Below are 23,874 nucleotides of genomic sequence, written 5' to 3' on the forward strand. Positions count from 1 at the left end.
TTTTATGAAAATATAATGATAGAAATGCTAAAAAGAAGTAAGTAAAGAGATTTGTAGATAACTTGAGTAGAATATTTAAAATAGCGAAATAATAGTTACAAATAACTATTATTTCGCTATTTTTTTATTTATCTATTATTTAAATAATCTTCTTCATATCCATCTATCTTCTTAATTACCTTTGCCAGTACATCGCTGACTTTGGAAAAGTCCATATTTGGGATAAAGAAAGTTTCAAGCTCATCATGTAGGGCTTTAGCTTCTTTTATAGTAGCTAACCCTTTATTTAGTAATGCATAAAATTCTGTTGCATCATAGTCCATTTCAGCTTTGTTTTTTTCAAGAGTATGTGGATTTAAACAATCATTCATGTCAATTATAGTGCCTTGCAAATCTAAATTATTTATTTCATTAGAGGTCAATATAGCAACGTTTAAATCAGGAATTAATATATGCTCAATCTTTTCAGGAATAAGTGGGGTATGGAAGATCTCTACATAGTAACCCCTTTTTAAGGCTTCATTAGATAGAAATTCTAATACATTTGTCTTACCAGTACCTGGGCCACCTTTTAAAATATAAACTTTCTTATAACCTTCGCTTAAGTTTTCGATATAGGTAATAATGCCATTTGGTGTAAAAGCTGTAGCGAATAAATGTCTATCAAAGCCTATATTGGATGGTGATGTAGTAAACAAAGACTCTTTTAGGTTTTCTTTTAGTAAGTTCAATTTATTTATATTTAAGGCTTCGTTATTATAGTTATACCAATCGTCATAAACTAATTTGGATGCTCCAAAGAATCTATAGGCTCTTTTGAAAGTTTTGCCCACTTTCTTATTTATATCAAGTATATTATGTCTGTACTTTTTAAAGCCTTCTTCATTCCAACAATCGCCCATGTTTATAATTTCATCAACTGCACCAGGATTTAATGGATCAACTACATGTGGTGCTGTTCCGTCAAGTATTGCTACATTTAGCTCTTTAATCACTACTCCATCCAATGAATTATTATCAGAAGAGCAGTGATGATACTCTATATCGTAGCCTTTTTCATTGTAGTATTTACCAACCTTCTTCATTAAAGAGGATTTCCCTGTTCCGGGGCCACCCTTTAAGCACATAATTCTTCTTGCGTTGTCTTGACTTAGGATATACCTGTAGAAGGAATAAAAACCTCTTGAAGTATTGCCACCGGGAAAAAAGTTTTTAATTGTACCATTCATAATATCACACTCCATATCATCATATCTTATATAATATTCAGATAAGGTGAAATTGGTTATAGTTAATTTAAATTTAATTGGGTTTTATTATAAATACAAAAATGTGTAAGTATTATTGTAAGTATTCATGATAGATGGGTAGATATTTTAGTAAGAATATCTAGAATTAATACTTGTGCTTATAAACATACTGTGATAGACTAATAACTAATTTAAAAAATAAACTACCTAGGGTAGAGGTGCTGTATCTAAAAGTACTTATTCGTAGCTGACAAGCATTGATGAATAAGAAAAGGAGCTATGGCCGAAGAAAATATATTTGGTGAAATTATTTTCTGGCTTTATACATAATATGTGTAAGGTTGTCACTGATTTTTCAGTGGAGAGCTACAAGGTACACGAAGTTTGTATAAAATTATGTATTTTTATGCAGCAAAGGTGTTCCTTTGCTGCATTTATTTTTTTTGGAATAACTGATTAATTTCTTTAAAAATAATTCTAAAAATATTAGTAGTTTATTTGAGAATATAAAAAATTATAAGTTGAAATGGGAGTGGTTTAGTTATGGCAGTTGTTGTTCAAAAATATGGAGGATCATCTGTAGGTACTACAGAGAAAATCAAAGGGATTGCGCAAAGCATTGTGCATAGAAAAAACGAAAATACAGATTTGGTTGTAGTAGTATCTGCTATGGGAAAGACTACCGATGATTTAATAGCACTATCGAAAGGTATTACGGGAGAACCTTGTAAAAGGGAATTAGATGCGTTGTTATCCACAGGAGAAATAATTTCAAGTGCTCTCTTAGCCATGGCAATTAAAGATTTGGGATGCGATGCTATAAGTTATACTGCGTATCAAATTGGACTTAAGACTAGTGGACAATATGGCAAAGCATTAATTGAAGACATGCAGGACAATAAAATTAAAAAGAGCTTAAAACAAGGCAAAGTTGTAATTGTTACTGGCTTCCAAGGAATAAATGGAGAAGGGGATATTACAACACTAGGTAGGGGTGGTTCTGATACCACTGCAGTAGCACTTGCAGTTAAGCTTAATGGTAGCTGCGAAATATATACGGATGTGGCTGGAATATATAGTGTAGATCCTAGGGATTATAAAGAAGCTAAAAAATTAGATGAAATAGAGTATGAAGAGATGCTAGAATTAGCAAGTTTAGGGGCTCAAGTAATGCATTCAAGATCTATAGAGCTTGCTCAAAAATATGGCATACCTATCTATGTAGGACTTAGCAATAGTAATATTAGGGGAACTTTAATTAAGGAGATGGTAAGTATGAATATGGAAAGCAAACCAGTAACGGGAATAGCAACTAGTGATGATGATGTGGCAGTAACTCTGCAGCGGATACCTAAAGATGTGAACATATTGTCCACTATATTCGAAGCTATAGGAAGCAAAAGAATTAATATAGATATGATAAGTCAAACATCCCCTATAGATGCAATGGTAAATGTATCTTTTACAATTCCAAAAGAAAGTCTAAAGGAGAGCCTAGAAATTATATCGAATTCTATTATCAACAATAAGGTTATTGTTGATGAGGATATCACTAAGTTTTCAATGGTTGGTCTTGGAATGAAGACAACTTCAGGGGTAGCAGCTAGGATGTTTAGGGTTTTTAGCGAAAATAATATAGAGATTAAGATGATTACAACTTCAGAAATAAGAATTACTTGTGCTATTAAAACAGAGGATAAATCAAAGGCAATACAGTTGGTTGCAAAGGAATTTAATTTGTAATTGAGAAAGGAACGAAGGAGGAATTATATGAAACTTTTTGGTAATATAAGTGATGAAAATAATAGATTAAATGTTGCAGGAGTTAGCGTTGAGCTTCTTGCTAAGGAATACGGTACACCTCTTTATGTTATGGATGAACAACTTATAAGAGATAATTGCAGAAGGTTTTATAAAGCTTTTGGGGCTGATGAAGAGCAAAATAAGGTGGCCTATGCGGGAAAAGCTTTTTTAACTATTGCTATGTGCGAAATTATAAAAAGTGAAGGTTTATATTTAGATGTTGTTTCAGGAGGGGAGCTATTTACTGCTTCTAAGGCTGGGTTTCCAATGGGAAAGGTATATTTTCATGGCAATAATAAAAGCATAGATGAAATTGAAATGGCATTAGAACTTGGAGTAGGAACTTTTGTAGTAGATAATCTTCATGAACTTGAAATTATTAATGATAAAGCAAAGGGAGCAGGTATTTTTCAGAGGGTACTTCTTAGAATAACCCCAGGTATAGAGGCTCATACTCATGATTATATAAAAACAGGACAAATTGATTCAAAGTTTGGATTCACTATATTAAACAATGAATTAGAGCAAGTTATAAAAACTGCTTTAGGACTTTCAAACATAAAATTAGAAGGGCTACACTGTCATATAGGGTCTCAAATCTTTAAACTAGAGCCTTATAGGGATGCAGTGGGTATAATGATGTCTATAATGAAAGATATTAAAGAAAAGTTTGGCTATGACATGGAAGAATTAGATTTAGGTGGAGGCTTTGGAGTTTACTATAATAAAGGTGATAAGCCTAAGGAAATAGAGGAGTTTTGCACAGTAATAATTGAGGAAGCTAAACTTAAATGCAAGGAATATGGAATAAAATATCCTACACTTGTAATAGAGCCAGGTAGATCAATCGTTGCTAATGCAGGCATTACCCTATATACCGTGGGTGCTATAAAGGATATACCGCAAGTTAGAAAGTATGTAGCTGTGGACGGTGGAATGACAGATAATATAAGACCTGCTTTATACAAAGCACAATATCAATGTGTAATGGCAAATAAGATAGGTGGGCCTTGCACGGAAGTAGTTACAATAGCAGGCAAGTGCTGTGAAAGCGGGGATATTTTATTAGAAGATGTAAAGTTGCCAAAGATTTATAGTGGAGATCTTATGGTTGTACTTTCCACCGGGGCTTACGGATATTCTATGAGTAATAATTACAATAAGATACCAAAGGCTCCTGTGGTTTTAGTAAGTGAAGGGGAGCATAGAATTATATGCAAAAGACAAACTTATAAAGATATGATTAGTAACGAAGTTTGCTTATAATACAGAAAGTATAAAATTTATCCTGCGTGCCTTGCAAACGAATTTAAAACTGGAAATTTGATTAAGAAATTCTAATGCTTTGCTAATGTCAAATTCTCTACCGCTCACACTCGACGTCCTGTCTTGGGTTCGCTAGCCTGCCGTCCTGGCAGGCTCACGAGAATTTGACATTCGCAAACCAAGAATTTCTAAATCGAATTTCAATAGTTTCTGCATTTCGTATTGCAAGTCACTGCGGAGAAATTTCATACTTATTCATGTTATGCAGCCCTCTGGGTGCGAAGAGGGGGACATAACAGCTATTGTATTTTATTGAATGTATATTTAACATATAAACCGTGTATTGTATTTTAAGTAAGAATGTGTTATATTATAACAAAGTTTAATAGTAAGATGAGGCGAAAGGAGTGGATCTGTTGTTATGCAAAAGTTATATGAGGTGATTTCTAAATAATTGCATATAGGTTCAAAAGGTTTTTTAAGAGTACTTAGTGTACCTTTTATTTGTTAAGCCTTTTGAACAACTTTGATTTAACCTTTTAGCCTTAATATATAGGACTAAAATACACGGTACGGGTTAGCGTGTATTTTTCATGTCCAAATATTAGGTATACCACAGTAGGTTAATCTTGCTGTGGTATTTTTGTATACTTTTTTATTTCATAAGTTAAGGGTAATGCTGATTTATTGAAAACTTCATAGTAACTTTATCTCAAACTCACTTAAACATAAAAATTTAGCAAGTAAATTGTAACTTGCGAAAGAGAAGGGGACATTATGAGTTTAGAAAAGTTAGGATGGAACACATTTTTTCAAAGGAATTTTGAGCCATATTCGGGCAAAGGCTTTTGCGCCGCAAGAGTCATAACTCAGCACAAAGGCAATTATATTGTATGTTCTGAAAAAGGAGATTTTATTGGTAAGTTAAGTGGTAAGTTTCTGTACAATGCAGATGTAAAAAAAGATTATCCTTCAGTTGGTGACTGGGTAGCAATTAAAATGCTTAATGATACTGAGGCTGTTATATACGCTGTCTTACCAAGGAAGAGTTACTTTGCCCGCAAACTTGCTATATCAGGTGGAAGAAAAATGAAAAACGGTATACTTATTGGTGGGAATATAGAAGAGCAAATTATAGGTTCAAATATAGATACTGCATTTATTGTAATGGGTCTAGATGATAATTTTAATATAGGTAGAATTGAAAGGTATATTACTTTAGTTCGTAGTAGTGGAGCAAACCCAGTAATATTACTAAATAAATGTGACCTTTGTGACAATATACCTGATTATATAGAAAAAATACATAACATTGCTAAGGGTATAGATGTTTATGCAATAAGTGTATTAAATAATATTAACATGGATGTTTTTGAAAAATTTTTATGTTGCAATGAAACAATAGTATTTCTGGGATCATCTGGAGTAGGTAAGTCTACAGTTATAAATTATATTTTTGATGATGAAATGCAAAAAACTAATACTATAAGTAGTTCTAATGGAAAAGGTAGGCACACTACAACGGGATCTCAACTTTTACAGCATAGCTCAGGCTGCACAATTATAGATACTCCAGGTATTAGGGAATTGCAGCTATGGGCTGATGAAGATATACTTTCTGAAGCATTTGAAGATATTTATTCTTTAACATGCCAATGTAAATTCAGGGATTGTACCCATGAAAAAGAAGCTTACTGTGCAATTAAAGCAGCTATTGAAGATGGCAAATTAACAATTGAAAGATTCAATAGTTATAAAAGTCAATTGAAAGAATTGAAAACTCTAAAAAATACTAGGAAATCCTATGAAAACAGTAGAGCAAATAAAATAAACAAACAAAATAAGAAAAGAGGTTATGTTGAATGCTAAAATTAAAATATCTATTTAATAATAAAGATTTAGCCCATATGATACTTAATAATTGGGAGAATGATAATAAGGATTCTGATTTACTAAACTATTTTAGAATTTCATCAAATGCAGTTTACTGGTGTAAAAACCAAGGGAATACTTTTTTTCTTAGATTTGTAGCTGCCGAAGAAAAGTCTATGGAGAAAATACTTGCAGAACTTGAGTTTTTAACATATTTACGGAATTGTGGCTATCCGGCAGTGGAGACCATATTATCTAAAGCTGGTAATGAACTTGAAGTTGTAAATACACCTTGGGGAGTTTATTATGCAGTTGCATTTAAAAAAGTGTCAGGTAAACAACTAAGTGAAGTACCGTTAACAGATGACATTATTTTTGGCTTAGGTGAATCCCTAGGGAGATTGCATAGGCTAAGTAGTGAATATACACCATTAAAAGAAAGACGTATGGACTGGAAGGAAACAATGGACTGGATAGAGGTTGTATTACAGGGTTTTCCAGAGGAAATTGCGGCTAAAGAAGAACTACGCATACTTAAAGATTATTTTCTCAAATTATCTGCTACAAAGGAGAACTTTGGTCTTATCCACTATGATTTTGAACTTGATAATGTATTTTATGATGAATCTTCAAAAGCATATAACCCTATAGATTTTGATGATTCCACATATCATTGGTACGCAATGGATATAGGGCAATCATTAGATAGTCTCAAGGAGGAGCTGCCAAAAGGGCAAATAGAATCTTCAGTAAATCAGTTTATCAAGGGTTATCGCGGTGAATATAATATTTCTGATGATATGCTTACACTGTTACCTGTCTTCAAAAGATATGCTAATTTATATGGATATGTTCGTCTACTTCAATCTATAGAAGAAAGATGGGATAATGAACCAGAATGGATGGTAGACTTAAGAATTCGCTTTGAGGGTGTATTAAACAATAGAAAGGCTACATTTGCAAATCCAATTTAAAAATATAAGGCATGGGGTTTGGCCCCATGCCTTAATTGCTATTTAATACAACCACCATGAAAAATGCATTCATACACTTTAATATCATTACAGAATATTTCTTCATAACCATTAAACCACTCAAATTCTCCATTTACTATGCAATGATACTTATAATCACCATTTTGATATACAAGGGGTCCACGATAAGGAGACTCCATTGGTGCTAATAATAGACATTCTCTTAAGAAATCCCCAGAAAAACCATCAGCAATAATACGACCAATATAATTCATGGACCAAAAGGGGGAATCATCACACCACACTGCTTCTTCGCCTGCAAATTTTTCCCCACCTAAGTAGGTGTCAATATACTTTAAATTATCTTCTACATAGTGCAAATCATGTGAGCTAGGCCTAGATGAAGTAGTCTCTGTTCCTTTACCTGCATAAGTGATTTTTTTTGCACGACGTAGGAAGTCTAATTCTTTTTTATTTATGTACTGCAGATCCTTTGTGCATTCACATGAGCAATTTTCATCATCATAATTTCTGACAAGTTTATCAATACTTATTTTGAATAAATCACTTAAAATAATTATTTTATCAACGTCAGGATATGACTGTCCTAGTTCCCATTTAGCAACTGATTGTCTTGATATTCCGATTTTTTCTGCTAACTTTTCCTGAGACATTCCACTTTGTTTTCTTAATGTTTGTAATTTATCTTGAAATTTCATTTTCATCACCCCTATTTATATGATACATAAAAAATTATCCCATTTCTATCAATTAATGATAACAAATATGACAACTGTCAGTTGCTATACAAAAATCATTGTTACTAGCTATACTATTAGATTAGTTTTAAAACATAATCTTTTCATCTATTATTTAAGCATTTCAATTAAATTTATTGGTCGTTATATTGAAATTAAAAGCAAAGAAAAAGATGCTCCATCCTGCAAAAGGTAGCACCTCTTCTTATTGTCTTATTTAGTTAAAATCCAATAGCCCTAAAATGAATGTTCTAAGTACGAACATGGGGTCAGGTACACGCCTTATATTGGAATTATAATTATATTTCAAGTGTTTCAATTAAGTTTTGAAATATCAATTTCTGAACATAGTCTGATGGGTGCAAACCATCATTTATGCATCCGTCACCATAAATAATATCATCAATTACTAATTTATTTTTTGCAAGATGTTCCGTTATATACTTATAATTATCTACTAATAGAATTTTCTTGCTATCTGAAATATCACGTAAAATAGCAACAACTTCATCGGTATGATAAATCCTGTTTGGATAATACTCATTACTATAAGCGGATGGTGTTGGGGTTAATAAAACCACAGTTTTGCCTTTGCTAATCAATTGATCAATAACACATTCACAATTAGTCTTAAATTCTTCCATACCATTGCTGCGTTTACGGTCATTCAATCCAAATAAAAGAAATACAAAGCTATCATCATTTGATATTAGTGTATCAAGGTACTTATTTATCTGAAAGGAAAAGGCTCCCCCACATCCTCTATTTTCAACAGTACATGTTATATAATTATTATGTAAATATTGCTCAAATAAACCCCACCAACTATTTGGTGCCATTCTTCTAAAAAATCTTGTTCCCTCATCCTCAAATATCAGTTCATCAGTCTTATAACTCATAGAACTACCAGCACCCGCGGCAACACTATCGCCTATAATCTTAATTTTTATGCCTTTTGCTAATATATCTTTAAATATCATCATCTTCTTCACTTTCAAATAGCTCTATATTTTTTATATCTAATGTTAAATCCTTAAATCTGATCGACTTTATTTCTTCTTCTAAAAAGTTATATTCCCAGGTTAGCTCATATCTATTATTTTCTAAAGTATATACATATACTTTCTTAGACATTGGAGAAGCTATCCAATATTCAGGAACTCCTTATAATACCTAGTATAATATAGAATAAATTATTATTAAGACAGAATATATGAAAATGTCCTAGAATCCTATGAATTAAATTTATTGTAGATATTTTATAATAAATTTAATTCATAAGATTTTTCAATATTATTTTTATTTACTTCAATAAACCCCATAGAAATAAATAAATTTTGTGAACGATTATTATATAAATAAATTTCTGGTATATAGATTTTACTTAATCCAATTGATTTTGCTCTTTCTATAAGTTTACCGATAACTTTCTTTCCAATTCCTCTACCCCAGTATTCTTCATATCCAATTGCTATAGGCATATTTTTTTCAGCTAATGTTACATCACCGATTGATTTCCAAATTTTACCTTGGAATATTTCAATAAAATACAATTCCCCAATACTGTTTAAGTATTTGTACATCCTATTAATGATATCCATATCATAGACCTTATCAGTAACACCTTCGGAGTAGAGTAATACTTTGGGATTTTGATACCAAGGCAATGCGGTTTTCCATTCGATTTTATCTGGATTTCTTAATCTCAAATTTTCATCTATGGGAATAATTTGTGGCTGAATACTCTGTTTAAAAGTCATTTTAGTTGCTACTCCTTCATCTGATATTACTATGTCGTAACTTAAGAATATGGTTTATCAATCACTTGTTATCTTTAAACTCCCAATAATCTTCTGATAATTGTATTACTTTACCTGTTAGTGGATTAACCATAAAATATTTATTATTAAAGGTTGATTTAATTCCATAATAATATGCTCTATCGGATACAAATAATCGTTTAGGGTTAGCTGTTAAAGGTACAGTATCTTTATCTTTAGAAATATCAATAAATATAAGATTCCCACTTGACTGTACATATTCTTTAACAATCTGTTTTCCTTCATTGTATGTATACGTTGGTAAAGTAAAGTAGATTATTAAAGGTAAAATTAATGATATTAATACAATTGCGATAACTCTTAATTTCAAATAAGTTTCTTGATCTCTAAATAATGATTTATACCAAAATGGTTGAAATATAAATAGAATAAAAATTCCAACCTCATAAATTCCTGTATACTCCTTTTGTACTTTGTATGCAAAGTACAACTCCAATAGGGATATTAGCGTAATGCAGATAACTATGATATTCTTTATTTTTTTATCCTTAAATATTATCATATACAACCCTCCATAACATATTTTTTAACGATTATAGAACAATAGACTTACCTTATTATAACATTATTACAGTAAATTGAGAACCGAAAATGAATATACCATTTTATTCGGAAATATGCATTCGTTTATTTCCTGTTAGCATGCATGTCCAATATCATATGTTTTTTCATATAATTTGCTATATACTGACTTGGTTTTAACAACATTTTGGAAGCTTCAAGTCTTCCATCTTCTATAAGTGGCAGTTGCCTAACCCAGAAAAGTTACTTTGGTGGCAGTCTAAATCTGCTTCCAAAGTTGTTAATATTGCAGCACCGCAGGTGATGATTTAATGTCTTTTGACAAATTAACGCCATTGTCTTTCCACTGTTATATCGTTCTTAGTTATAGATATAACACTACTAAAAAAACACAATACAGATTTTCTGAAACAAACTCTTTTTTCTTAGATTATGCTAACAAAAGTATATGTTGCGTAGAATGCATTTGAACAAGCCTTAGTAATTCTTAATTTATTTTATTTAGAGTTGCGTTTAGAAAAATACATGTTTGAGCGTCAGCGAGTTTGTATTTTTTAGCAACTATAAATAAAATAAATTTTAGAATTCCTAGGCGCAGTGAAAGCATTCCCGCAACATATACTTTTAGTTAAAGCATAATCTAAGAAAAAAGTTTTAGTTCAAAATAAGCTACGATGATTTTACATCTATTGCACCCCTAAATAATCTCTATCTATTGTCATTAAAGCATTATAATTAGGGCAACACTTTTTAAGTTCTTTATTGATATCTTCTTCTAGTTTAGTTTCATCATGTTCTGTAAAGTTTGGATTAAAGTCAATTACTGCATCAAAAATCAAGTTCTTATAGTCACCTTCACCCACAATCCTAAAGTCATGAATTGATTTTATTACAGGAAAATACTCCAATACATTTAAAAGATCTAGCCTAGATTCATTAACCTCTTCGTCATCTGTATTTATAGGATCCATGTGAATAACTAGATGAAGATCGAATTCCTCAGAAATCTCTTTTTCGGCTTTGTCGATAATTTCATGGATTTTAACTATAGAAATATCACAGGGAACTTCTGCATGGACGGAACCCATGCGTCTACTAGGGCCATAGTTATGGATAACTAAATCGTGGGCGCCAGTAATATGGTCATAAGATAATAATTTTTCTTGAAGTCCTTTAACTAATTCATGGTCAGGAGCCTCACCAAGCAAGGGATTTAAAGTGTCCTTAATAAGTGAATATCCAGCATACATTATAAAAAAGGAAACCAATACTCCAATATAACCATCTATTGGGAAGTCAATCCATTTGGATAAGATTAGTGATAGTGCAACACAACTTGAACTAACTACGTCGCTCAAGGCATCAAAGGAAGAAGCTTGAAGCGCGGAAGAATTTATTGCCTTACCCATGAACTTGTTAAATCTGCTAATCCAAACTTTGACGCCTATAGAAATCAATATTAATACAAAGGGTATAAGATTAAAGACTACCTTTGAAGGATGAATTATTCTATCAAATGAGGTTTTAATAAACTCAAAACCTACTAGCATTACTAAAAAGGCAACAATAAGTCCAGAAATATACTCAAGCCTTCCGTGACCAAAAGGATGCTCTTTATCTGCAGGTTTACCAGCTAGTTTAAAGCCTAGAATTGTAATAACTGAAGAAGCAACATCTGAAAGATTATTAAAGGCATCTGCGGTAACTGCTATACTGTTTAATACTATTCCTACAATTAATTTTGTAGCGAAAAGAATTAGGTTTACTATAATTCCAACTATGCCACCTAAGTAACCATAGGCATCTCTTACTTTTTTATTGTTAACATCCTCTGAATTTTTTATAAATTTTAAAACTAAAAACTTTGATATCATATTTTCCACCTCTGATTGTATAGTATAATTTAAATATTGAATTTTAAACATATATTTAACAACTTAATTATAACATTCATTTAGATTTTAGAGAAATATTGTCCAAAAGATAAGATTTATTTTAATTTTATAGAAATATTGACAGAATTTTTGTTATACTAGTAAGTGCATAGGAAAGGTGTTTGATTAAGGCACCTTAAAATAAATTATATGAATTGGGGGAATATATATGAATAAAGAATTAGAATTTGCTCAAGATCTTATTGATTATATTTATGATAGTCCAACAGCTTTTCATGCTGTAGCAAAGGTTAAAGAAGATTTATGCAAAGAAGGCTTTGTAGAAATTAGAGAAGAACAAAAGTGGAATCTTGAAAAAGGTGGAAAGTACTTTGTAACAAAAAATGACTCTGCAATAACAGCCTTTGTTGTTGGAAATGGCGAAATAGAGGAAAAAGGCTTTAAGATTATTGGAGCTCATACAGATTCGCCTAGTTTTAGAATTAAGCCGCGTCCAGAAATAGTAGTAGAAAGTACATATGTAAGATTAAACACAGAGGTTTATGGTGGACCGATTCTAAATACTTGGATGGATAGACCACTATCAATAGCTGGAAGAGTAACTTTAAAAAGTGAAAATATTTTATACCCAGAAACTAGACTAGTTAATATTAATAAACCTATAATGATAATTCCTAACGTAGCTATTCACATGAATAGAGAAGCGAATACTGGATTTGAATTAAATAAGCAAAAGGATACATTACCACTACTTTCAATGGTTAATGAGGAATTAGAGAAAGATAATTATCTCATGAGTGCCATTGCAAAAGAGTTATCAGTAGAACTTAAACAAATTATAGATTTTGATTTATTTTTATATGAATATGAAAAAGGATCAATTATTGGCCTCAATAATGAATTCATTTCAAGTTCAAGATTAGATGATTTAGCTATGGTACATGCGGGAATAAGAGCGCTAACTAGAACTTCTGCCGTAGAGGCAACAAATGTAATGGTTTGTTTTGATAATGAAGAAGTAGGAAGCTCAACAAAGCAAGGTGCTGACTCAAATATGTTGGTTAATATATTAGAGCGCATTACAATATCTCTAGGTAAAAATAGAGAGGAATTTTTGAGAGCTATCTCAAAATCCTTTATAATATCTGCAGATAATGCCCATGCTGTTCACCCTAACAGCCCAGAAAAGCATGACCCAACAAATAAACCTTATATGAACAAAGGGCCAGTTATAAAAATTAATGCTAATCAAAGCTATACAACAGACAGCAATTCCAGTACGGTTTACGAGCTGGTTTGTGAAAAAGCAGGAGTGCCAGTGCAAAAGTTTGTTAATCGTTCTGATGTACGGGGTGGATCAACTATAGGACCTATATCTTCAACTCATCTAGATATACGCTCAGTAGATATGGGAAGCCCAACTCTTGCAATGCATTCAATAAGAGAGCTAGGCGGGGTTTTAGATCATACTTATGTTACAAAATCCTTTGAGGAATTTTATAAAATTTAGTTTAAGTAAAATAAGAAGCTGTAAGCAAAAGGAACTCACAATATTTCGTTGTGAGTTCTTTTTGTATTTTTACTAATAATTAAAGACTTTGTTGGAGATAATAGTTTGAGTTAGGCGCATGAAAATAAATTTTATAACAAAAAAGCGTTGAAAGGGTGGTTATAGTGCCATATGTTACATTAGGGGCAATAGTGGTAATAGGTATTTTAATTTGCATAGTGGTTAAAAGAAATTCAAATTATTATGAAGAGGAAAATCTACTAAAAGATATTCCAACCATAAATGTGAATAGAGAGGATTTAGAGAAACATGCCTTTGAAATAGCACATCATTACTCTGATATAAGAAATAGCAATTGCAAGAAAAAGCTTATCAATAGCTTAGACAGAAGCTATGAAGATATTTTAAAGGGCTATGAAGACATAGACAAGGAAGGAGTAGATAGAAAGGAGATATTACCTGCGGCGGAATGGCTTTTAGATAACATTTACTTAGTAGAAAAAGAGTATAAAAGTATAAAACAAGACATGCCAAAAGCATATTACAAAGACCTACCAACCATAGACATAGGGTTTATGAAGGGTTATCCAAGAGTTTATCATATTGCCATTGAAATAGTATCTCATACTGATGGTAGGATGGACGAAGGAGTTATTTTAAGCTTTATAAGAGCATATCAAAAGAATACTTTGCTAACCTCAGGTGAACTTTGGGCTATACCTATAATGTTACGAATAGCTTTAATTCAAAACATTGGGAAGGTAACTGAAAAAATTGTAGAAGCGAAACAATATAAAGAAAAAGCAGAATTAGTCGCAGAGAGGCTAATTAATGCTTTTAATGAAAGTAAAATAGTAACAGAGATATCCTTATTAAATAATGAAGAGTTAACATTTAATTCCCACTTTACAGAAAGACTATTAAAAATATTAAGGGACAATGGTATTGATTCTAAAGAAGTTTACAATTTTATAGATGAAAAACTTGGGGCACAGGAAACTAGTGCGGAAAAGATTATATCATTAGAACACCAAGTTGAAGCAAGTCTTCAAATATCTATGGGGAATTCTATTAATAGTATAAGGGTCATGGAAGGTTTAAATTGGAGAAACTATTTTGAAAAACTAAGCTCAGTAGAGGGTATTTTGAGGGAAGACCCTTCTTGTATTTATGGCGAAATGGATTTTAAGTCTAGAGATTATTATAGACATGAAATAGAAAAGATATCTAAACATACAAAGCTTCCAGAATCATATATTGCAAAAAAGGCTATTGAATGTTGCAGTGATGGTGAAGTCACAGAGATAAATACGTATAAGCAGCATGTAGGCTATTACTTGATAGATGATGGAGTTCATAAACTAAAGGAAAAGATAGGATATAAGAATGCTGGCATTAAGGACTTCATAAACAGTAAAAAAGAGAGTAGAGAAAACCTTTATATAGGCACCATTATAACATTTACAATGTTGATAGTCGGTTTATTTATTGTGATTAGCTTATTAAATGATAATGACAAAGTACTATGGAGATATGTTGTAGCTATAATTGTTATATTAGTTCCCTGTAGTGAAATAGTAATATCAATTTTTAACTGGAGTGTAAATATTTTAGGAACTCCATCCTTTATTCCTAAAATGGATTTTAAGGAAGTAATACCAGAGAAGTATAGCACAGTCGTAGTAATTTCAACTCTATTAAATGATGAGTCTCGAGTAAAAGAGCTAATTCATGATCTGGAGATACATTATCTTGCTAATGCCCAGAAAAATTTGTTTTTTGCATTGCTTGGAGATTTTAAAGATAGTGATAGTAAAGAGGATGAACAAGATAAAGAAGTGGTAAGTGCGGGTATTTCGGCCATAGAGGCTTTAAATAAAAAGTATTGTAGAGATGGAAAAAAAATATTTTTCTTTTTAAATAGATATAGGCAGCACAACAAAAAAGAGGGCAAATGGATTGGATGGGAAAGAAAACGTGGGAAACTTATGGAGTTTAATGAGTTTTTACGAGGGAGTACAAATACTAGCTACAACGTAATGAGCACGGATGCGCAAACCCTTACCCATGTGAAGTACGTTATAACACTTGATGCAGATACAAAACTTCCAAGAGATGCTGCAAAAAAACTAATAGGGGCTATGGCTCACCCATTAAATACTCCTGTTATAAATCCTAGCAAAAAGAGTGTAACTAGGGGATATGGATTAATGCAACCAAGTGTCGGAGTGTCTATACTTAGTGCCAATAAAACTTTGTTTTCAAAGATATTTTCTGGTGAAACGGGTATAGATATCTATACTACAGCTATTTCTGATGTTTATCAGGATTTATTTGGAGAGGGGATTTTTACTGGGAAGGGAATTTACGATGTAGATACCTTTAATTATATGCTAAAAGATGAGATACCTGAAGATTCAGTATTAAGTCACGATTTGCTGGAGGGGTCATATGTTAGGACTGCCTTAGTTACAGATGTGGAATTTATTGATGGATACCCAGCCTATTACAACTCTAGTGCTATGAGATTACATAGATGGACTAGAGGGGATTGGCAACTGTTACATTGGCTTAAAAAATCTTCGCCTTTAAATAAAATATCCAAGTGGAAGATATTGGATAACCTAAGAAGGAGTTTATTAGCCCCTTCAATTACAATATTACTTATTTTTACATTGGCGGGAATACTACCTGATGGAACAGATAAGTGGTTCATTACAGCCGTTGTTGCACTTTTAGCTCCAATACTTTTTGATGTAACTGAATCTGTGGTCTCAGAGGTAAAGGGATTAAGTTTATCGGGTAAAATTAAAAATAGCAAGATGGCTATAGAGCAAGTATTTTTAATCTTTTGCTTTATACCTTTTCAAGCATATTTAATGTTAGATGCCATAATTAGAACGTTATATAGGTTACTAATAAGTAAGAAAAACTTATTAGAGTGGCAATCAGCAGCAGATGTAGAGGTAAAGCTTGGAAGAAGACTTAAAGATTTTATAGCTACCATGTGGGTTGGAAGTGCTATTTCACTTTTAATTTTATTTCTAGCCTTTAATACAAGTAGGAGTATAGGTATTCTTAGCATTCCGTCTTGTATACTTTGGTTTTTAAGTCCATTAATTGCGTACATCATAAGTCTAGATAATAACTTACAAAACCTTGAAGTGGGAAGAGAAGAAAGAATTTTTTTAAGGGGAATAAGCAGAAAGACTTGGGCGTATTTTGAGGATTTCGTGAGTGCTGAGGATAATTGGCTTGGACCTGATAACTACCAAGAAGATCCACTTAATGGAGTAGCGCACAGAACTTCACCTACCAACATGGGCATGGGATTAATCTCAAATTTAATAGCTCATGATTTAGGGTATATAGGTATCATTGACACTGTAGATAGAATAGAAAAGACAATGACTTCAATGGAAGATATGCCTACTTATAAAGGGCACTTTTACAATTGGTATGATACGAAAACTAAAGCACCCCTTTATCCTAGATATGTATCTACTGTGGATAGTGGGAATTTAGTTGGATACCTTTGGGTAATTGCACAGGCTCTAGAGGAGTATTTAAGCAATCCAGTATGGGGCACTATTCAGGGAATAGGTCTACAAGATACAATGAGACTAGCTAATAAAGAGATTGAAGAGGCCCTTGGAGTGAAGGAATTATATCAAGTCGCACTTTATGATATGGAAAAAAATGAAGTGAACTTTAACTCCTTTAAATCTATGCTTGAAGACTTAGCTACTAAGATTTCAGAAGTAGAAAAGATAGAAGTAGAAAAGAAGTTATATTGGAATAATAAGCTAAGGGACGATGTTGATGGTTTTTTACGAGAAATAAATGAGTTTTTTCCTTGGCTTGATTTTGATTTAAAAAAAGACTTTGATTTGGAGATTAGCAATTCTCTTCGAAGTTTATTAGAAAGCACAACATTAAGTAATATTCCTCAAAAGGTTACTGATATATTAAATATGCTAAGTGGTAAATCAATGAAGGATAAGTCTTTGGAGAGATTTATTGAGCTATTAAAAATCACAAAAGAAAGATCTAAGATGACTATAAATAACATAGAGAGCTTAAAAGAAAGATTAAATGCTAAAGTTGAAGCTACAGATTTTAAAATGCTATATGATGAAGATAGGTCACTATTTAATATTGGGTATGATGTTGAGAATGATAATTTAGGTAGGAGCTATTATGATTTATTAGCTTCTGAGTCAAGGCAAGCTAGCTTTATGGCAATAGCAAAAGGAGATGTTCCTAAGAAACATTGGGTTAAACTGGGTAGATCTATGACCCTAATGGGGAAAGGTAAGGGATTAGTATCTTGGAGTGGAACTATGTTCGAATACTTGATGCCTTTACTTATAATGAAGAATTATCCGGGCACAATGCTAGATGAAACTTATAAATCTGTAACTGAGGCACAAAAGAAATATTGTAGTGAAAGAGGTGTTCCCTTTGGAATATCTGAATCGGCATTTTACAATTTTGATGTAAACCAAAATTATCAATACAAAGCATTTGGTATAGCTGGAGTAGGATTGAAGAGAGGTCTTGAAAATGAATTAGTTGTTTCACCATATTCTACAATAATGGCGCTCCAAACTGATTTTAGAGGAGCTTTTGATAACCTTAAAAGACTTGCTAGGGAAGGACTTGAAGGAACTTATGGGTTTTATGAAGCAGTAGATTATACTAAAAGCAGGATAGGTAAAGATGAATCTAAGGCTATTATTAAGTGCTTCATGATTCATCACCTAGGAATGAGTTTAATGGCATTAGATAATGTATTATTAAATAATACGCTTCAGAGAAGATTTCATGCACTACCAAAGGTAAAAGCTACAGAGTTATTACTTCAAGAGAAAGTTTCCAAGAGGGTAGTATATGATAGGGAACATAAATTTATTGTATCAGAAACAGCCATGGGAAAACAAAAGATTGTAGTTAGAAAATATACTACAGCAAAAACAGAGACACCAGAAACACATTTAATTTCTAATGGGAGCTACTCACTTATGATTTCTAATAGTGGAGCAGGGTATGCAGCTAGAAATAGAACTATGATTTACAGATGGAGAGAAGATGTCACTAAAGACAATACTGGAATGTTTGTGTATATCAAAGATATAGAAAGTAATGAATATTTTAGTGCTGCATATGAGCCTTGTAAAAAAGATGCTGATAGCTACGAGGTAACTTTCTCTTTAGACAAAGCTGAATTTAAAAGAAGTGACAGCTATATTTCAACCAGCACTGAAATAACTGTGTCTACTGAAGATGACTCAGAGGTAAGAAGGTTATCTATTACAAATCATGGAACCCAAAGTAAAACCTTAGAAATAACTAGCTATTTAGAAGTAACCTTAGCACATTACGATGCTGATATAGTGCACCCAGCCTTTGGAAATCTATTTATAAAGACTGAGTATGTAGATAATCCTAGCTGCATCCTAGCAACAAGAAGACCTAGAGCTAAAGGTAAGAAGCAGCCTTGGGTTATGCAGACTGTTGCAATATTAGGAACTACTGTAGGAACAGTTCAATATGAAACAAGTAGGGCAAACTTCATAGGACGTGGCGAAAATTTAATACATCCTATAACAATGAAGCGGGACTCTCTTTTATCTAATACTGTGGGAGCGGTGTTAGACCCAATAATAAGTATAAGACGGAGAATTAAGATAAAACCTGGTGAAACCTGCATTATTGCTTTCACCACAGCAATAGCTAGTAGCAGAGCGGAAGTAATAAGTCTAGCTAAAAAATATAGCGAACTTCACAATGTTAATAGGGTTTTTGAATTAGCGTGGAGTCAAACTCAAGTAGATATGAAGTATTTAGGTATAAAGTCTACTCAAGCAAATTTATATCAAGTAATGGCTTCCAAAATCTTATTTTTAAATTCTACTTTCAAAGAAAGAGAAAAATATATAAGAGAGGTGAAGAAGGGACAATATACCCTTTGGGGCTATGGTATTTCAGGAGACTTACCTATAATTCTACTCATAGTACGTGAGAGTAAAGATGGGGATTTAGTTCGCCAACTTTTAAATGCTCATGAATACTTAAGTCTAAAAGGATTAAGAGTTGATTTGGTAATAATAAATCTTCAAAAAACCTCATATGATCAACCATTACAGGTAGATATTAAGGATTTAGTAGGTAGTAGCCACTTAAGAGATAAGGAAAATAAACCAGGAGGAATTTTCATACTTAACAAGGCGACGATAAGAGATGACGATATAGAGCTTTTAATAGCTATAGGTAGAATTGTTATAGATTCTAGTAAGGGGATGTTAGTATCACAAATTAGAAGCAATGCAGCGAAAGTAGAAAAACAACCATTATTAGAAACTAGAGACGCTAATTTTACATTTAAAACTCAAAAGTTTAATCTTAAACCATTAGAATTCTTTAATGATTTAGGTGGTTTTAATGAAGAAAGTGAAAACTATACTATTTTACTTAAAGATTTTAATAATACCCCCGCACCTTGGATAAATGTAATTTCTAATAGAAACTTTGGCTTTCATGTGTCAGAATCTGGATCAGCTTATACTTGGCATCAAAACAGCAGAGAAAACAAAATTACTACTTGGTCTAATGATTGGGTCAGTGATGAATGCTCAGAAGCTATATATTTGAGAGATGAGGCAGTAGGAAATATTTGGAGTATTACGCCGAAACCTATAAGGGATGGTGGAGAATACTTAATTGAGCATGGCTTTGGGCATTCAAATTTTAAACATGAAGCATTTGGAATTATGGGCGAAGTAACCATGTTTGTACCTATGGAGCATAATCTTAAGATTTGCAAAATTAAACTTAAGAATAACAGTGATGTAACCCGTGAACTTTCTATAACCTACTATGCAGAACTTGTAATGGGGGTTGTACGGGAGCACACAGCACAGCACATTGTTACTTATTTAGATGAAGAAAATAAATATATATATGCTACAAATTCTTATAGTCAAAATTTTGGAAAGTTAAATGCCTTTTTGAAATTGATTGGTGGAGAGCAGCAAAGCTTTACTGGTAATAGAAGTGAGTTTTTAGGTAGAGGAGGAAGCATCGAAAGTCCTGAAGCATTAAAGAGAACAAGACTTTCAAACACTGTAGGAGCTGGCCTAGACCCATGCCTTGCAGTTACATCTAAAATTATACTAGAGCCTGGCATGGAGATTGAACTAGTGGCAATGCTAGGTGAAGATGAAAGCTTAGAGAATATTTCGAGCGTTATTAAGCAGTTTGAAGACTTTAAAAAAGTGAATGAGGAGCTTATAGCAGTGAAGGATTATTGGGATAAACTACTTCACACTTTACAAGTTAAAACTCCAGATAAGAGTATGGACTTAATGCTTAATGGATGGCTAATGTATCAAACCATAGCTTGTAGAATATGGGCACGAACTGCATTTTATCAATCTGGCGGAGCATATGGATTTAGGGACCAGCTTCAAGATGTTATGCCTCTAAGCTTTGTAGAACCAAGTATGACTAAGAAGCAAATTTTATATAGTGCTTCAAGACAGTTTGTCGAAGGTGATGTTCAACATTGGTGGCATCCTGTTGTAGATAGTGGAATAAGAACAAGATTCTCAGATGATTTATTATGGCTACCTTTTGTAACCATGTATTATATAAAAAATACAGGTGATCTTGGTATTCTTGATGAGGAAGTTGAGTATCTAATGGATACGCCATTGCAACCAGGTGAAGACGAAAGATATAACATTTCAGGAAGAGCAGACTATTCAGGCAATATATATGAACACTGCATAAAAGCGATAGATAGAAGTCTTAAATTTGGTGATCATAATATTCCACTAATGGGAAGCGGGGATTGGAATGACGGAATGAGCACTGTGGGAAACCAAGGAAAGGGTGAAAGTGTATGGCTTGGATGGTTCTTATATGATATATTAGGTGATTTCTTAGAAGCTTGTACTTATAAAAAAGACGATGAAAAGCTTGAAAAATATAAAGAAATGCGAGAGTATATCAGAGTGAATCTAGAGGCAAATGCATGGGATGGTAATTGGTATAGGAGAGCTTACTTTGATGATGGTACTCCGCTAGGGTCATCACAAAATGAAGAATGCCAGATAGATTCGCTATCCCAATCTTGGGCAGTTATATCGGGAGCAGCAAGTAGCGAAAGAGCAGAGAAAGCTATGAAGTCATTAGAGCACTATTTAATAAAAGAAGATAAAGGGATGATACTACTTTTAACCCCACCTTTTAGTAAATCTGATTTAGAACCAGGATATATAAAAGGTTACGTACCTGGAGTTAGAGAAAATGGAGGGCAATATACACATGCTGCCAGTTGGGTCATAGTTGCCTTTGCCAAACTTTCACAGGGCAATAAGGCAGCTAAGTTATATAATATGATAAATCCTATTAACCATACAAGAACTTTGCTTTCCTGTGAGAGATTTAAAACAGAACCTTATGTAATGACTGCAGACGTTTATGGAAAAGAGCCTCATGTTGGGCGCGGAGGCTGGAGCTGGTATACAGGAAGCTCAGGATGGATGTATACAGCGGGAATAGAAGCTATATTAGGGTTTAGGATAAAGGAGGGAAAGGGTTTTAGCATTGAACCTTGTATTCCAGAGGATTGGCCTGGATATGAGATTACTTATAAAAAAGATAACTTTAAATATTTTATTGAGGTTAAACGCCAGGGAGAAAAAGGTACTTGGCTTGATGGTAAGCAATGCGCCGGAGCGTTAGTTCCATTTATTGATGGAGAGCATAAAGTAGAAGTGATAATTTAAAAAAATAGATGGCATCTTAACAAGATGTCATCTATTTTTAAACTATTTAGGTTCAATGAGAAAAATTAATCTTCTGTATCTAAAATGTCTTCACCGCCGTTGTAGGTATAATCAAATTCAACATTGGATATATTCATAGCAACTATAGGATCACTTACTGGGTCCGGTAACTTTGTGGAATCCGTTTTAGAATAAGATCTTATTTCTTTAGGTTCTTGCTCTAAGAACTCTCTTTGATGAGGTGCATACATTTTTAATTGTCTTTTATTCATTTGAATGCCTCCCTTTATATTTATATGATATAGTGTTCCACAAAGTAGAGAAAAAATGAATGTCATATTAGGTGCATTGAAATAAAATCATAGTTGCATATAATCAGTTAGCTTTGCTTACAATATAAGTGTAAATGAAAATTTTTTATAAAAAAGAGGAAAATTTTAATTAGTGTAGAATATATATAATAATTATCAATAAATAATTGTTATATGTTAAAGTAAGTATAATCAGTATTTATTGAGTTATAAGTTTAAAGGAGGAATATAAAATGACTGAATTAAGACAAATTTACAAATGTGATGTATGTGGCAATATAGTTGAGGTAGTTCATAACGCTGGAGGAACTTTAGTCTGTTGTGGAAAACCAATGACACTTAAAACAGAAAATACTCAGGATGCAGCAGTTGAGAAACATGTTCCTGTAATTGAGAAGATAGAAGGTGGAATTAGAGTTAAGGTTGGAGCAGTTGAACATCCAATGCTTGAAGAACATCATATAGAATTTATTGAAGTACACACAGAAAATAAAGTGTACAGAAAATACTTAAAACCAGGTGAAAAACCAGAAGCAGAATTTAAATTAGAAGAAGAAGTATTATTCGTACGCGAATACTGCAACTTACATGGACTTTGGAAAGCATAATATTTAAACTTTGCTGTCAAGCATAATATTAAAATTTTTCTTGACAGTTTAAGCAAATAGGAATATTATAATTTAAAGATATTTTAATTATTTATAATGTTATAATCGTTGATGAGAAGTAAGTAAGCTTAAAAACAGATTTAAAGAGAGTCGTAGATATTGAAATTACGATAATTATGTTTAAGTTGAATGGGTCTCTAAGATTCGGGATGAAGTAAAGTAGTCCTTGACGTAAGCCTTACGTTACAAAGGTAGGATATCGTAGTGTATCTGTTTGAGTAGAAGCTTTATTATAGCTTCTAAATATTAGGTGGTACCGTGTATATGCGCCCTATGGATTTATCCATAGGGATTTTTGTATTGTGCGCCCAGCATGGGCGCAATCTAAAGGGTGAAAGTCCCTAGCACGGGTTAATAGTGCCAAGTGCATAGCTTAAGACAAGGGTGTCCATGGTGACGTGGAATCTGA

Annotated in this window: 15 protein-coding genes and 1 riboswitch; of the genes, 7 read left to right on the forward strand and 8 right to left on the reverse strand. The window is 32.5% G+C overall.

The window, feature by feature from the left end; translation table 11 throughout:
* Positions 1 to 128: 128 nt before the first annotated feature.
* Entirely contained in the window at positions 129 to 1,229 is a 1,101-nt protein-coding gene (locus tag LGK97_RS12245; protein WP_226260059.1) for a PRK06851 family protein, read from the reverse strand.
* Between the two features lie 226 nt (positions 1,230 to 1,455).
* Positions 1,456 to 1,627: riboswitch (Lysine riboswitch) on the forward strand.
* Positions 1,628 to 1,793: 166 nt separating this feature from the next.
* Here LGK97_RS12245 and LGK97_RS12250 point away from each other — a divergent pair.
* From LGK97_RS12250 to LGK97_RS12265, 4 genes are all read left to right on the forward strand, one after another.
* Positions 1,794 to 2,993: an aspartate kinase gene (locus LGK97_RS12250; protein WP_226260060.1), complete on the forward strand. Its 1,200-nt coding sequence runs from the start codon at positions 1,794 to 1,796 to the stop codon at positions 2,991 to 2,993.
* A 27-nt stretch (positions 2,994 to 3,020) separates the two neighbouring features.
* On the forward strand, positions 3,021 to 4,319 hold the full coding sequence (gene lysA, locus LGK97_RS12255; protein WP_226260061.1) for a diaminopimelate decarboxylase: 1,299 nt from the start codon (positions 3,021 to 3,023) through the stop codon (positions 4,317 to 4,319).
* Between the two features lie 777 nt (positions 4,320 to 5,096).
* Positions 5,097 to 6,188: a ribosome small subunit-dependent GTPase A gene (rsgA, locus tag LGK97_RS12260; RefSeq protein ID WP_226260062.1), complete on the forward strand. Its 1,092-nt coding sequence runs from the start codon at positions 5,097 to 5,099 to the stop codon at positions 6,186 to 6,188.
* Positions 6,182 to 7,165 carry a phosphotransferase enzyme family protein gene (locus LGK97_RS12265; protein ID WP_226260063.1) on the forward strand — a complete coding sequence of 328 codons (984 nt, stop codon included), beginning with the start codon at positions 6,182 to 6,184 and terminating at the stop codon, positions 7,163 to 7,165. Before rsgA ends, LGK97_RS12265 begins: the two co-directional genes overlap by 7 nt.
* Before the next feature lie 38 nt (positions 7,166 to 7,203).
* Here LGK97_RS12265 and LGK97_RS12270 read toward each other — a convergent pair whose 3' ends face one another.
* The 6 genes from LGK97_RS12270 to LGK97_RS12295 form a co-directional block, all read right to left on the reverse strand.
* Positions 7,204 to 7,884: a DUF5680 domain-containing protein gene (locus tag LGK97_RS12270; protein WP_226260064.1), complete on the reverse strand. Its 681-nt coding sequence runs from the start codon at positions 7,882 to 7,884 to the stop codon at positions 7,204 to 7,206.
* A 338-nt stretch (positions 7,885 to 8,222) separates the two neighbouring features.
* A complete protein-coding gene (locus tag LGK97_RS12275) occupies positions 8,223 to 8,906 on the reverse strand; it encodes an SGNH/GDSL hydrolase family protein (protein ID WP_226260073.1) in 684 nt (227 codons plus the stop codon).
* Positions 8,893 to 9,057 carry a hypothetical protein gene (locus LGK97_RS12280; protein WP_226260065.1) on the reverse strand — a complete coding sequence of 55 codons (165 nt, stop codon included), beginning with the start codon at positions 9,055 to 9,057 and terminating at the stop codon, positions 8,893 to 8,895. Before LGK97_RS12280 ends, LGK97_RS12275 begins: the two co-directional genes overlap by 14 nt.
* A gap of 125 nt (positions 9,058 to 9,182) precedes the next feature.
* A complete protein-coding gene (locus tag LGK97_RS12285) occupies positions 9,183 to 9,683 on the reverse strand; it encodes a GNAT family N-acetyltransferase (RefSeq protein WP_226260066.1) in 501 nt (166 codons plus the stop codon).
* A 61-nt stretch (positions 9,684 to 9,744) separates the two neighbouring features.
* On the reverse strand, positions 9,745 to 10,266 hold the full coding sequence (locus LGK97_RS12290) for a hypothetical protein (RefSeq protein WP_226260067.1): 522 nt from the start codon (positions 10,264 to 10,266) through the stop codon (positions 9,745 to 9,747).
* A 706-nt stretch (positions 10,267 to 10,972) separates the two neighbouring features.
* On the reverse strand, positions 10,973 to 12,160 hold the full coding sequence (locus LGK97_RS12295; protein WP_226260068.1) for a cation diffusion facilitator family transporter: 1,188 nt from the start codon (positions 12,158 to 12,160) through the stop codon (positions 10,973 to 10,975).
* Positions 12,161 to 12,389: 229 nt separating this feature from the next.
* On the opposite strand from LGK97_RS12295, the gene LGK97_RS12300 reads away from it, so the two are divergent.
* Together LGK97_RS12300 and LGK97_RS19955 are read left to right on the forward strand one after the other, a co-directional pair.
* Positions 12,390 to 13,691, forward strand: a complete 1,302-nt coding sequence (locus tag LGK97_RS12300; RefSeq protein ID WP_226260069.1) for a M18 family aminopeptidase — start codon at positions 12,390 to 12,392, stop codon at positions 13,689 to 13,691.
* Positions 13,692 to 13,855: 164 nt separating this feature from the next.
* A complete protein-coding gene (locus tag LGK97_RS19955; RefSeq protein WP_226260070.1) occupies positions 13,856 to 22,486 on the forward strand; it encodes a GH36-type glycosyl hydrolase domain-containing protein in 8,631 nt (2,876 codons plus the stop codon).
* Positions 22,487 to 22,551: 65 nt separating this feature from the next.
* On the opposite strand, the gene LGK97_RS12310 is transcribed toward LGK97_RS19955, so the two are convergent.
* Positions 22,552 to 22,758: a hypothetical protein gene (locus LGK97_RS12310; protein WP_226260071.1), complete on the reverse strand. Its 207-nt coding sequence runs from the start codon at positions 22,756 to 22,758 to the stop codon at positions 22,552 to 22,554.
* Positions 22,759 to 23,030: 272 nt separating this feature from the next.
* Between LGK97_RS12310 and LGK97_RS12315 the strand changes: the two genes are divergently transcribed.
* Entirely contained in the window at positions 23,031 to 23,405 is a 375-nt protein-coding gene (locus tag LGK97_RS12315) for a desulfoferrodoxin (RefSeq protein WP_226260072.1), read from the forward strand.
* The last annotated feature ends 469 nt before the right edge of the window (positions 23,406 to 23,874 follow it).

Origin of the sequence: Clostridium sp. CS001 (assembly GCF_020443565.1) — a bacterium.
GTDB lineage: Bacteria > Bacillota > Clostridia > Clostridiales > Clostridiaceae > Clostridium_AD.

Bases quoted from the DNA above. Each gene is read 5' to 3' on its own strand.
- LGK97_RS12245 (WP_226260059.1), bottom strand. From the start codon at position 1,229: ATGAATGGTACAATTAAAAACTTTTTTCCCGGTGGCAATACTTCAAGA.
- LGK97_RS12250 (WP_226260060.1), top strand. From the start codon at position 1,794: ATGGCAGTTGTTGTTCAAAAATATGGAGGATCATCTGTAGGTACTACA.
- lysA (WP_226260061.1), top strand. From the start codon at position 3,021: ATGAAACTTTTTGGTAATATAAGTGATGAAAATAATAGATTAAATGTT.
- rsgA (WP_226260062.1), top strand. From the start codon at position 5,097: ATGAGTTTAGAAAAGTTAGGATGGAACACATTTTTTCAAAGGAATTTT.
- LGK97_RS12265 (WP_226260063.1), top strand. From the start codon at position 6,182: ATGCTAAAATTAAAATATCTATTTAATAATAAAGATTTAGCCCATATG.
- LGK97_RS12270 (WP_226260064.1), bottom strand. From the start codon at position 7,884: ATGAAATTTCAAGATAAATTACAAACATTAAGAAAACAAAGTGGAATG.
- LGK97_RS12275 (WP_226260073.1), bottom strand. From the start codon at position 8,906: ATGATGATATTTAAAGATATATTAGCAAAAGGCATAAAAATTAAGATT.
- LGK97_RS12280 (WP_226260065.1), bottom strand. From the start codon at position 9,057: ATGTCTAAGAAAGTATATGTATATACTTTAGAAAATAATAGATATGAG.
- LGK97_RS12285 (WP_226260066.1), bottom strand. From the start codon at position 9,683: ATGACTTTTAAACAGAGTATTCAGCCACAAATTATTCCCATAGATGAA.
- LGK97_RS12290 (WP_226260067.1), bottom strand. From the start codon at position 10,266: ATGATAATATTTAAGGATAAAAAAATAAAGAATATCATAGTTATCTGC.
- LGK97_RS12295 (WP_226260068.1), bottom strand. From the start codon at position 12,160: ATGATATCAAAGTTTTTAGTTTTAAAATTTATAAAAAATTCAGAGGAT.
- LGK97_RS12300 (WP_226260069.1), top strand. From the start codon at position 12,390: ATGAATAAAGAATTAGAATTTGCTCAAGATCTTATTGATTATATTTAT.
- LGK97_RS12310 (WP_226260071.1), bottom strand. From the start codon at position 22,758: ATGAATAAAAGACAATTAAAAATGTATGCACCTCATCAAAGAGAGTTC.
- LGK97_RS12315 (WP_226260072.1), top strand. From the start codon at position 23,031: ATGACTGAATTAAGACAAATTTACAAATGTGATGTATGTGGCAATATA.